Source organism: Enterococcus plantarum, assembly GCF_001730295.1.
In the GTDB taxonomy this organism is placed as follows: Bacteria; Bacillota; Bacilli; order Lactobacillales; family Enterococcaceae; genus Enterococcus_L; species Enterococcus_L plantarum.
Window position 1 is genome coordinate 1 of record NZ_MIKA01000022.1, and the last position, 12,868, is coordinate 12,868.

Consider the following 12,868-nt stretch of genomic DNA (forward strand, 5'->3'; position numbering starts at 1 on the left):
TTTTCGCATTATTTAGTTGTTCTTGTGCCGTTTTTGATAGTTTTTGATACTGTTCCAACGCCTTTTTCATTTCGGCTGTTTCGACATGAAAGCCCATTATTTGCTCCTTTCTTTACGTTTTTATACACTACTCCGTTGTGGCCATTCTAGAAAGTGTTTCATAATAAGAAATGGCTTCTTCTGTCGTCATGTAGGCTGTAGAGATTTGTTGATTTAATACTTGGGTCGCCCGTAATACATCAAAGGAAAAGGCATCTTCATATTCATTTGTATAACTTTCGGCAATTACACGTTTGATCATCATATTTGAAATCAAAATGGGATCATTTCCTGGGATTTCTCCAAATGGCCATAGTCGTCCTAAATAATCCACAATGTATTGATCAAAACCGGACATCAACGGGACTTTTCTTCCAGTGAGAGTGACAATTGCACCTAATTCGCCATCTTGAAACATACCTGCTACACTTTCTGGCAACATACTTTCATCCAGTTCAACGGTTGTTCCAACTGGATAAATTGGGGCAAACGCAACATCAATTTTGCCAATGTATTGTAAAAATTGGGGGATAGTCAATACCACCTGACTTGATTGGCGATCAAAGGTAACCATTTGTTCCTCATAATCAAAAAATACGCTCAACTTGGCACCGACCATAGGTTTATGTTCAAATTGCTGTTCTAAATCCCGATATGTTTTATAGACCGATTTTAATAACTGGAAATTTGTTCCTAAGAGAACACCCGTTAGAATCAGCTCTTCTGTCACTTCAAAGGTAAGTGATTCATCATTGATCAAAACACCTTCAAAGAATTTCTTTGAATCATAATTTGCCATCACTTAAACCTCACTTTGGCTGTATTTTGTTCAAATGATTTAGATGCTTGTTTATCCTCATTTACAATGTTTTCAGCAACTTGTTTCATTTTTTGTGTATCTGTCCTCGAAACATTTTTGAAAGACTCTACTGTATTTACTAGTGTCTTTTGTGTCTCTATCACTTTTTTAAAGCGTTTTAAGGTTGTTTTACCTAATTCATTAATCGTAGGTTTGGAAATACTTGAAACAGCACTGTCTGCTTTTGAAACTACTGCATCCCAAGCCGCTTTATCTACACCTGTTTTTCCCATCTATGATCACTCCTTGTCTCAAACTAAAAGATAGACGCCAAGAAATTTTTTGCCATATCAAAAGCACTTTCTACAGCACTTAGCAAATCTCCTTGTTCTAATTCTTTTTTTGCTATTTCTGCATCTAGTTTTGCCATATTTTGTTGATAGGAATTTTCCTCTTTATGCAAGGTTGTACCCATTTTTTGGGCCTTTTCATCAAATTTATCTCGAAGTGTTCCTTTAAATTGTCCTGTGCTTAATTTTGTTGGGTATTGCTTCACTTGATTCTCAAATTGCGAAAAGTTCTTCATGGAATTATTTAATTTACTTTTTGCTTCTTTTAGACGTTCTAATTTTTTTTGATTCTTATCATAATTTGCTTTTCGTTCGTTTCCAATTTGTTGCCATCGTGTTGATTCTTGTCTATTTTGAGCATTCTTTTCCTGACGCTTTCTTTCTGCAGCATCGTCTTTACTCATCGCTTTTACCTCCTTTTACACTTAAACTATCAACTATTCACTAACCAACTTCACTCGACAAGCATTCCGACCCACAAAGAAATGAGACTCATCTAGCTCAACTGTTGGTTCACTATAGCCTGATTTCACATTGATAAATCCTTGATCCGCTAAACGTGTACCGATCATCCCTGCTGGGATATTCGTACGTAGTCGTTTATTAAAGTCATCGAAGCTATTTTCAATTTGTTTTTGATTGCCTTGGAAAATAAAGTAAATCTTCACTTTCGCGGCTTTTCTTAGGTACACGTCAATTGCATCATTGGTAATGAATGTCTTATCTCCAAATACATGCGCCTCTGGAACATAGACAAACATTGGTTCAGGATCAGTTGCGTCCTGACGAACCTCGATTTCGCTGACTAAATCATTTACAAAGGTACTGTAATCTGGTTCAGCAACCATCATGTCAAAGCTTTCCGTAAAACCACCGAAACGTTCTGAGCCGTTAAAGACTACTCGTTGCGCTCGTCCTTCAAAATGTTTTAGATTTTCGACAATCACTTTTTCAATATATTCTGTTTGTTGCGGTGAATCGTCTCCAATCACAAAATAGCCATGTTCTTGTGGGTCAAATCCGACTACATTCGTTGTTTCTTTATCCAAACCAATTGGCAATTGCATATTTTCCAGCATCATTTGTGTTTGTTTTGACTCGTAGAAATCAGCCATTGAAACCACTTTTGCAAGCATCGGAATCTTAATAGGACGTTCACCAGTCCAGTCTTTATCCATTGCTTCTATCTCTTGCTCTAAATGATTTAAGCGGTCAATATCATTTTCGCCATGTGTTGGAAGAAAGACTTGAAGTTCATGCGGGTCATCTAATTTGATTTGTGCTCGTCCAATGATTTCTTGCGGAATCAATGCATCTCGGCCAACAACATCTCTGATTGCACCTTCTTCTACAAGGAATAGACCGATGTGAGACGGTATATTGCTTGCCATGCTCATCTTGAAGGTAGATGTTCTAAGAACAGATAAAACAGCGTACAGACCTACACTGGCCCCTTCTCGTAGCAATTGGTTCACAACAGATTCAATTTCTTCTTCTAACGGACTTTCCTTGATGGCATCAAATCCGTCAATGATAGTAATGACTACAGGAAGTTTGTTTCCTGATTTTTCTTCGTATTGCGATAGACTGGCTACCCCATAATCGGTAAATGCATCTTTTCGCTCTTGAATCTCTTTTCGGATTCGCTTCAAGAATTTCACTAATTTCTCTTCTTCTTCTAAACGCACTAAATCTGCGACATGAGGAAGTTTTTTCAGCGGAAGTAAACCATTTGTACCGAAATCAAATAAATTAAACTGCACTTGACTCGGTGTATTTAGTCTCGCAAGATTCATTACTAATGTTTGAAGCGCCGTTGATTTACCAAAACCAGGTGAGCCATAAAACGCCGTATGTGTCAGTTCATTAAAATTAAAGTTGAACACGACTTGCTCTTGTTTAGAAGGAATATCCATAAAGCCAAATGGAACGCTTAATTGTCTTGTATCGCTCCATTCCTTCGATAGAATAGGCGAATCAATCACTGTTTCTAGTGGAGGAAGCCAAGGTTTTTCTGGTAATACCGCGTTGGTTTCTTCTGAATACGCTTGGATTGCTTCCACAATGGCATCCAACTGCGTTTTTTCTTCTTCCTTTTTCACAACAGTATCTTCTTCTTGTGACAAATCGGCTGTTAATAATTCGTATTGTCCCAATTGATTGATCAGCCAAATACGTTCATCCACTTTTTCTTCTCGTGAAATAAACGGATCATAATTCGCTCCGCTCCAAGCAGATTGGAATAGTTCATAAATTTCGTTGTTTCCGACTTGTAAATACGCGCGACCTGGTTGCGTGATCGTTGCCGCATCTGGTGTTTTGATGATTTCATTTGAATCATTGGCATCGGCTACTTTCAACGCTAGTTTGAAACGAGAGTTCGACCAAATTTGGTCATCCACAACGCCACTAGGTTTTTGAGTCGCTAAGATTAAATGGACGCCTAACGAACGACCGATTCGAGCCGTTGAAACAAGTTCCGCCATAAAGTCTGGTTCATTGGCTTTTAGTTCGGCAAACTCATCACTGATTAAGAACAAGTGTGGCAGTGGATCGCTTGGGTATTTTTTCTTTTCTTCTGGATCTGTAATTGTTTTGCCTTGTTTATATAATTTTGTATAGCCATTGATATGATTCACTCCAAATTGGCTAAATTTACGTTGTCTTTTTTGTAATTCTGCCCGAATACTTTGTAAAGCTCTAGCAGAACTTGCGCCATCTAAATTGGTAATAGAACCCAGTAAATGAGGTAAGTCAGCAAATAAATTCGCCATTCCTCCACCTTTAAAGTCAATCGGTAAAAAGCCAACATCTTCTGGTGCAAAGTTCACCGCTAAAGATAAGATATAACTTTGAACGATTTCTGATTTACCAGACCCTGTTGTACCAGCAACTAACCCGTGAGGCCCATGTGCTCGTTCGTGTAGGTTAAGGTAAACAATATCGTCTTTACCGCGCACACCTAATGGAACCGCTAATGATTTAGACGTATCTGCTTTTGTCCAACGTGTGCCGATGTTTAATTCATCAACTGCTTTTACATCGTATAATTCAAGAAAATCGATTGCTTCTGGAATGGCATTCTTCTCCACTTCAACATGATGTAAATTTGCCAATCTCTGCAACGCTTCTTCAATCGGATAAGCCGTTGGTAAATGAGTCGGTACAAACGCTTGATTCACATATTCATTATTTTGGTTGATCAAGATCGCCGCTTCACTACTTTGGTAATCGATCAATGTCGTCGTTGTTTCAGGCAACATCGGTAAGGCATCTTTCCCCCAAATCACGGTCACACCATACGGACTCATGTCTTCTGCTAAAAATTCATTTAGCCCATGTCCAGATAACCAGCTCTCTTCTAAAATAGAGAATACATAATGCGGCTGGAATCGAATCTTTTCATTGCCATTTTCTTTCAGTTCTTGTCTTCTTTTCGTTAAAATTTGGTAAAACGAGTTAAGCACCATATCCCGTGTTTGGGCATTATGGATGATTCCTCTTAGATTCAAACTGCGAATCTTCAAATGAGGCAGCCAACGCCACGCATGCCAATTGACATCATAGTCATTTTCTGGAACCAGCGTCACAAATTCAACATCTCGGTATGAATGCAACATTGAAATTTGGAATAAGAGCGTTTGGATCGCTGTTCGTAATACTGGATAATTCCCTGCTAGCCCCACTGTTTGATCCATCAAAGGAATAACAATTGGTGCAGCTTCTAATTGTTGATACGGCCAAACGAGTTGTTTTTCCGCTAGCGAACTTAAATCACTTTCTTCATTCGCTTGATATTTTACAGAAAAACTTGAGTTGATTTCGCCAGTCCCAACATGGATTTTTAGGAAATCTTCGTTGGTGGTCATGCGTTCATAAATTCGTGCTTGGTAGTCTTTGGCCATCAAGGCAAGATCATTCATTGAAGGATACATATACGTCAGAGCGTGCTCTTGTTCTTGTTGTAAAAGGGAAATGTCTCCTTTTTTCTGAATCAGGTATTGTCTATAAGAGCCTTCGCTACGTTCATTTTTCTCTTTGGTTTCTTTCTTATTGGTAAAATAACTCGAAACAGAAAAACCTGCCGTTAATAAACTAGCGCCCCCCATACTCAGCATCATGATCGGATTTCCGCCACTTAAAAAGCTTGTAGCACCACTTAATACCACCATTCCTAAAGGAGGAACCAACGTTCTTAAGAGTTCATTTTTTCCTTCTTTTTCTTTCGGTGTCGGTGTCATTACTTCTACATCCATCTTCGGTTCTTTTAAATGGATACGCGGGCTTCGTCTGAATAATGGAAATTCTGATGGGTATTCAGGTTGGTAGTTTTGTTCAATGATTTCAAATGGATTTAATGTAAAGTCAGTACCTAAATTTGTGAGCTTCAGCTGATTTTCTCGTACTTCTATAATCAGTTTATCAATCACTAGCTGATCGCCAGTACCAAAGTCAAATTTTCCTTTAGCAATTCGTTGTCCGTTGAAATAAATCGTTTCTTCATTTGCGTAAATATCAACAGTATAATTAGTCGTTTTTGCCTCAACTGTAACTGAAACAAATGCCGGAGTTGGTAGACTAATTGCGGAGGAAGCCGTAGAAGAGATCGTAAAATCTTTTTTGGGTTTGCTCGTCGCGATTGTTTGATATTCCGCTGGTTTTACTATTATAAACGTTGTATTATCTTGTTCGAATGGTTTGTTATCAAGTAAAATTTGTTGTCCATCATAAGATAGTGAATGTCCGTCAATCGTTCGTTCTTGTTTTGAAGACGTTAGCTGGTGGTGCGAAAAGTCATCACCAAAATAGAACACATCCATAAGAACATCGGCAGCTGGCTGCATTTGATCATCAATAGGAACAGTTGACTCATCTTCTGTTTTATTCGTTTTCAGAATCATCGGTTGCCCCTCCTAATAATTTCATATATTTAGCAATCGCTTCTTCGTATTTCGTCAATAGCTCTTGTTTCTTTTCACCATTCATTTTTGTGTCTAGTTTTGTTGCTTCGTATAATTTCGTATAGGCATGTAAAATGAATTGATTGTCTCCTACGTTTTGCGCAATATCAAGGGCTTTTTCGAACGCACCTTTTCCGATGTAGATCCAATATAAAAGTGTATTTTCGTTTGATTTTTGAGAAATATTATTCAAAATCATCTCTTTTTGCTCATTGGATAAATTATCTAGTTGTATTGAGCTTACTGCGTAAACATATTTCGCACTTTTAGGCAAGGTTTCTGGTGTATCTTCTTTCAATGTGCTCAATACTCCTGAATAATCATTGGCAATGTAATTCGCTTCTGCCGTAATGATTCTTTCTTGTGTAGGAACTTCTTTCAATGCATAATTTCCAACAAAGAAACCTAGAACAAGCGTTGCTAACAGCAACACAAGACTGCCCCATTTAAACACTGTATAGCTTTTTTTGTTAACTAATTGATTTTGTTTTTCTTGTTTCATTTTTTGGATAACGACTTGTTCACTGATCATTTGATCGATTTGTTCTGGTGAAAGTGCGGCTTGAATATTTTTAGACAGAGGATCTTGTAATGTGCCAGATCCTTCGATCAACCGTTCGTAATCTAATTTTGGATGAAGAATAAATAGAATCAACGCACGATACTGTTTTAAAAAGTCTTCTTCATTCGTCACATGTGGGACAACTAGATTCATAAAACCTCTATGTGCAATCGAAAGTTCTTCTCCAAAAAGAAAAATATTTCTCGGGTGGATAAATGGTTGAATCGTAGAATGGATAAACGGCTCAATAAAGCGAATTTTTTGTGCTAAAAGCAGTCTCTTAAATGGAGACATTTTTTTTATTGCTTCATCGATTGGTACCGCGTAGTTATCTTTTTCATAGGATAAGACTAACTGCTCTTCTGTTGCCTCCAACAGTTCTCCAGCTAATAATGCGTCTCTTTTTTGGAGAACGGCTTGAAATTGATCCAGCTCTGCTAAGCGGTATTGATTCGCTTGTAATGTGACTAATACCTTGTCTTTTTGAACTTGGATATCTATTTTTTCTGATATATCTTTTACTTCACTCACGTCATAGGCCCCTTTATTTTTTCATTGTCTCTTTCACAATTAATTGATCTCCGTCACCTAGTGCATAATTGGCCAGAAGAACTTCTCCGTTTAACTTAATTGCTTTGTTTAGTATCTCTAATTCAAATGTTTCTGGTAAAGAGATGTTTAGTAATTCTAGTGATTCTCTCAATAACTCTTTTAAACGATTTCCAGAAACTTTGATAGGAATCTGTAAATCAATAATTTGTTTCCCCACATGTAATCCAATACCAATAGATGTGTCTTTCCTCATAACATTCTACCTTCCTATCCTTTTTTTAACCATGTAGGAAATGCTCGACCTAATATGATTCCAAGTCCTACGACAAAGAGGCCGCCAACTACACATAGTAAAATGAACCCGATATTATTGCCTTTTTTTAACCCTGAGTCGCCTGAATCCAAACTATCATTCAGTGTGTAACCATTTGAGAAAAGAAGGGGCGTTATTTCTTGGGTAACAGTACGTTGTGCTGGTGTTTCTTTTACAAAAACTTCTTTTTGTGCATTTGTAATCAACTTCATTTTTTCTTCATCTAATTGTTTATCCTGAGCAGACATGTCTTTCATAAATAATTGATTAATTGTAAAGGTAGTAGAATTATTCTGACTACCTTCATTCTTTTCGTAAATCACTTGATTATTTATTTTTAAATCGCCAATATCTGCATGAACAGGAACACTTTGTAAGAAAATGAACAGTATAGGAACAAACATTCCTTTTAAAATCGTTTTAACATCAATTTTTAGTCTATGTTGCATCGTTTTTCTCCCTTACAAATAATAGAAAAGATCATACGTTTACTTTTTTGTCTTCTGGTTTCACCCAAAAATTCAATAGAATTCCACTCAATGCTAGGATTACAAGTATCAGATAACTTACCCAACCAATACTGGCTCCATTTAGTAATGCCGTAAAGCCATTTTGAATATTTTGTAATGGTGACACTCGATAGAGTATATTTGTAAATGTTCCTGTTTTAGTCGCCACTCCTAGTAATGGTGTCAGCATAAAGAATAAGCCTAATGTTGCTCCACTAAGATAAAGCGTCAGTAATCGGAACTGTCTCATACAGCCAAGGGTCAAAAGTAATCCCGCAAGTAATACTAAAAAGGCGTAACTAAACCAGGCTATTTTAGCATTCGACCCAACAACAAGACTTAAATTAAGGGCAAATGCGATTGACAATGCTACGCTGCTTATTACTATGACCGTCACATTCGACGTGTTATACCAAGCTCTTGATGGATTCATCAATAAATCCGTTTTGGATACGTTTCTTCGCTTCATGTATTTTTGCATCGCTGTTGCGACCAAAATAATAATAAATGCAGCGATGATTGTTGCATAATAAGGAATCAAAGAATTTTGTCTTGCTTTTCCAAAATCGCCTTTTTCTTGAATAGGATTTGACAAGAAGTTAAAGACCGTTGAATTATCTGAACCGCCATTTCTGGTATTTGAAAGAACTTTGTCAAATTTTTCTGCATATTTAGTATTATCATCTGTTTTTTTATGCACTTCTGTAACGGTTTTGTCTAAATTCGTTAAGATGTCATTTGCATCTGTTTGCACCTTATTTGTAGATTCTTTCAACATCTTAATCGTTGGAGCAACGTCTTTGACTTGTGCCGCAGATTCTGCTGTTGCTTTAGCTGTTTCAGTTGAACTACTAACCAATGTCTGGATATTTTTTACCAAGTTTTCTGTAGTTGAATTGATTGCAGCCGTATCATTCTTTTCAGGATGCGCATTTGTATCCGTAATGACAGATTCTGGTGCTACTCGTTCTGTTTCTTTCCATGAATTATAAGTTGCATCAATGTCTTGATTCGCCTTATCGAACCATTCTCCCAATAAAGAGGCTTCCTGTAGCATGGTATCTGGAATCGTCATAAGATTTAACGTGCCGTATAAAGTCAGTGCTTCGCCTTCGTTTTTATCAGTACTTGTTCCGATTGTAGCGTTTAACTTGTTGATCTGCTCTTCAATGTCGTTATATAGACTGTCTCCATTTGCCCTATAATTTGTGTAGAGCGACTCCGAAATCTGAGAAACTTTTTTTGAGTCAGTGATATTATCATATAACCAGTAAACAGAATCAGGTGTAGCTAACTCATTGAATGTTTTATCTGGGTTGCTCGTAACATAATCAGCAAAGCTATTCAGACTTAGCTGCGCTGGATCAGCGTAAAGAGTTGTCAATTTTTCAGCTGCTGATGTTAATGTCGTGAACAAACTAAAGAGTTCAGCTAAATCTTGTTTTAGAGGCTGATCTTTGTCTATATAAGCAGCCAGTTGTCCAGAGTTTGTTGAATTGATTGAACTCCAGGAATAATAGCATACGAAATACTCATAGTCGGTATAATCATTTGGATAAGTCCATTTTATCTGGGAATTAATTTGGTAAGACATCTGAGATTGAGTAGGTTTTTTGGGCGGATCACTACTCCCTGTGTCCTTAAGTATGATGGCTATATTTAGCTGTGTTCCTTCTATAGAAACAGCTGCTGTGTAGTCTGAACCAGATAATTTAGCAATGATTGCCTGTTCCAAATTTGCTCTAATCTTGTCCAAATCAACAATTTCGACCAGACCGCTGCTTCCTACCTCAAAAGTATGTGAGAATTTTAAAGATTGGGTTGTTCCAGGTGTCAACTTTATCTCCACTGTGTTTTTTACATTGAAATCAGATGAGATATCTTCTTTTTCAGCTGTCGATACTATATTGAATTGATTGCCATTACCCGTTAAAGTTGGGTCATAATGTGTCACTATGTTATATGAATCCCTTAACTTATCGCTTTCTGCTTGTGTTAACAATCCTTTAGTCACTAACGTATTTAAAAGAATGGGAAAATCCGTACTTGATGGAAGAGCAAGATTTTGTAATTGCGCAAGTTCATTTTTTACAGCCGTTAAGTATTCCCCGTCTTCCGTAATTTCTGATTCTTTCTCAATAGGTGATAATAACTTTGAGATAGCTAGCTTAACTTGGTCTTCTTTCGCATTATCTGAATTGGCGTTTCTATCGTTGTAATACTTTTCTGCCACATCCTCTTTTAACGTTGTTAATTCCGCTACTTGTTTTTCCAACTCTGTTATTTCACTCGTTAGCTCTTCAATTCTCTTCCCTTGTGATTCTTTAAATGAAGAAGCATTCGTCAAAAAATTGGCATAAACGCCAGAATCATTCGTACCCTCAGATCCCTTTTTAAAAAACAGAGCCAACTGATTTTTTATGCTATCATCGAAACCGTCAAATTGAGCTTTGTATCCGGTTAAATCGTTTTGCCATTGATTCTCTAATTGCTCTGTTTGTAGCTCAAATTGTTCATTAAACTGTTTAATAGCTGTTGCTAATTTTTCATTTGCTTCATCTGCATAATCATTCACAGATTTTTGTACTTCCTCTGTTGACTGGCTATTTGACTCTAAAGCACTATTGTTACTCTCCATCAATTGCTTCACTGATTGAACAAACGCTTCTTGTTCCGACGTAAACATTTTATTGTCTTCGTCCAATATACTTGCTGTATCAATGACACTTGAAAAATTAGTTGGCACTTCTTTAAAGGGTAGATAAATTGTTTTCTCCAAATTATTTTTGTGATCCGTCTCTAATCCAACAATTTGATTGACGTTTTGTTGTGCTTCAGACAGGTTTCCTACAATACTTGAAAAATACATTTGTACGATTCTTTGATTAAAATCTTTTAAAATGTCATTCACTTTGACCTGAATCGCCTGATTGGTTATCTCATTTTGACCTTCTCTTACTTGATATTCCACCAAAGCTTTTTCAGGATTTATACTTTGCAATGAAAGCAATCGTTCAGAGAAATCTTGTGGAATAATAATCTGTGCATCAAATTGTCCATCCGCTACTCCTCGACTAGCAATATTTCTGGTCGTAGTCTCCCAACGGTTAGCGGTATCTTGATTGATCAAGGTGACAAAGTCGGTGCCCAGAGAATATTTCTTTCCTTCAAAAATAGTTCCTTTGTCTTCATTAACTAACACATACTGCATTTTTGTGACCTTTTCATTAGATGTTTGTTGAACATTATCACTTTTAAAACCAATATAAGAAAGAATAAATAAGAACAATAGGCTACCGACAACGATCGAAATAATAGGAAGATATTTTTTTAGTTTATTTTTCAATTTGCTCTTCTCTCCTAATTTAAAAGCGTAACGGGCTCTTATAGCCTTGGAGACAAATATCCTTGTGTCGTTTTTTTCAGGCATATTTTATCTTTGTTCCGAGACCTTCACCAAATCGGTACTACTCTAAATCCATCAATAGTGTTTCATAGCCATCCATAAAGCTTTAGCTCTTAGGAATTGATGCGATTGGAGTAGTCCCTAGTGGCTAACCCGTGTAGCTAAATAATTAAAAAGCGTCCGCGCAATGAATTGCACTGACGCTTTTTATTTCAAAACTAATTTAGTTTAAACCGAAAGAACTTGCATCTTGTTGGTCACGTTGTGCGACTGTATCAGCATATTTGTTCAATTGACTATTGATGCTGATCAACAATTCTTCCATTTTTTTAACGTTTCCTTCTAATTGATTGTATTGTTCTAAATACGATTGAAACGCTTGACCTTTCCATTCTTGTGCGATTTGTTGATTCATAGAATTTACTTTACGAATCGCATCTTGGATTTGTTGTTGTGATTGTGTATACACCTTCGCTTGTGATTTCAGTTGCTCGGGTGTGACCGAAATTGCTCCTGCCATTATAATCTCTCCTACTCTATATTAAAATTGTTTCCATAAATAGTATATCGGTCACTAAGTATACTTGTCAATGTTTTTTAGAAACAAATTACGATTTAAAGGAAATAATAAACTTCCAAATGATAATTTTTAATGTTTTATAGAATAGATATTTTTTTTATTTGTAAAATATTTATATTAAATCAATCCAATCGTAAACTGATTGCTTGTAGATAAAACTCTCTATGCTTTTCATCAGAAAATAGATTACTAATTGAGTTTATTTTAATGAAGGACTCCCAATTTTTTTGTTCATGGTTAAAATCGTGAGCTAGTTTATTCTGATATGTTAACTCACTAAAACCAAATAGATAATCCTCATATAAGTTAAATGCTAAAATTGTTAAACGAATAGACTCCTCTGTTTGCCATTCCGCAGAAATAGATTCATATTTAGCTCCTAATTCTTTTGAATAAATTTCGTTAAAGTGAATTCTGGTCACTTCCGCTAATCCTAGCAAATAAATTAAAGAAAACTCATAGCAATTAAATTCTTTGTCTTTAGTATTTTTTTCAAAAAATGTTATATGTTCTTGGTTTTTGAATATAAGATCACGATTCATATTGATATCTCCCATACATTTTTATTCAAACATATTAATTAGATATAGATTAGTTTTCTATTTAAATTGATGTATATATTTATTTTACATTAAGTTTACCATTTGATAGATTATAAGACAATGAGCTTAGTAATATTTTTTCGATATGTATCAAAATTAAAAACATACTAAGATTAGAGGGTAAACTTATCGACGGATGAGTTTACCCTCTATTTGCCTATTTTTAGGTTTATAGTAAGGAGTGAAAGGAAGATC

The 12,868-nt window shown here is 36.1% G+C and carries 10 protein-coding genes; all 10 read right to left on the reverse strand.

Annotated elements, in window-relative coordinates; translation table 11 throughout:
* Positions 1-127: 127 nt before the first annotated feature.
* The gene (locus BCR22_RS08230) at positions 128-838 is read right to left on the reverse strand and encodes a DUF4176 domain-containing protein (RefSeq protein WP_069654461.1); all 711 of its coding nucleotides are present in this window, start codon (positions 836-838) and stop codon (positions 128-130) included.
* Positions 838-1,131, reverse strand: coding sequence for a TIGR04197 family type VII secretion effector (locus BCR22_RS08235; protein WP_069654462.1), 294 nt, complete (start codon positions 1,129-1,131; stop codon positions 838-840). The genes BCR22_RS08230 and BCR22_RS08235 overlap by 1 nt, the downstream gene beginning before the upstream one ends.
* 23 nt (positions 1,132-1,154) lie before the next feature.
* Positions 1,155-1,592 (reverse strand): hypothetical protein, encoded by a 438-nt coding sequence (locus BCR22_RS08240; RefSeq protein WP_069654463.1) that lies wholly within the window; start codon positions 1,590-1,592, stop codon positions 1,155-1,157.
* 33 nt (positions 1,593-1,625) lie between these two features.
* Positions 1,626-6,089 carry a type VII secretion protein EssC gene (essC, locus tag BCR22_RS08245; RefSeq protein ID WP_069654464.1) on the reverse strand — a complete coding sequence of 1,488 codons (4,464 nt, stop codon included), beginning with the start codon at positions 6,087-6,089 and terminating at the stop codon, positions 1,626-1,628.
* The gene (essB, locus tag BCR22_RS08250; protein WP_069654465.1) at positions 6,070-7,242 is read right to left on the reverse strand and encodes a type VII secretion protein EssB; all 1,173 of its coding nucleotides are present in this window, start codon (positions 7,240-7,242) and stop codon (positions 6,070-6,072) included. The genes essC and essB overlap by 20 nt, the downstream gene beginning before the upstream one ends.
* A 13-nt stretch (positions 7,243-7,255) precedes the next feature.
* The gene (locus BCR22_RS08255; RefSeq protein ID WP_069654466.1) at positions 7,256-7,516 is read right to left on the reverse strand and encodes a type VII secretion protein, YukD family; all 261 of its coding nucleotides are present in this window, start codon (positions 7,514-7,516) and stop codon (positions 7,256-7,258) included.
* Between the two features lie 14 nt (positions 7,517-7,530).
* The gene (locus tag BCR22_RS08260; RefSeq protein ID WP_069654467.1) at positions 7,531-8,025 is read right to left on the reverse strand and encodes a hypothetical protein; all 495 of its coding nucleotides are present in this window, start codon (positions 8,023-8,025) and stop codon (positions 7,531-7,533) included.
* A 31-nt stretch (positions 8,026-8,056) separates the two neighbouring features.
* A complete protein-coding gene (gene esaA / locus BCR22_RS08265) occupies positions 8,057-11,431 on the reverse strand; it encodes a type VII secretion protein EsaA (protein WP_069654468.1) in 3,375 nt (1,124 codons plus the stop codon).
* A gap of 283 nt (positions 11,432-11,714) precedes the next feature.
* Entirely contained in the window at positions 11,715-12,011 is a 297-nt protein-coding gene (locus BCR22_RS08270; protein WP_010761887.1) for a WXG100 family type VII secretion target, read from the reverse strand.
* 182 nt (positions 12,012-12,193) lie between these two features.
* The gene (locus BCR22_RS08275; RefSeq protein ID WP_069654469.1) at positions 12,194-12,613 is read right to left on the reverse strand and encodes a DUF6075 family protein; all 420 of its coding nucleotides are present in this window, start codon (positions 12,611-12,613) and stop codon (positions 12,194-12,196) included.
* Positions 12,614-12,868: the final 255 nt, after the last annotated feature.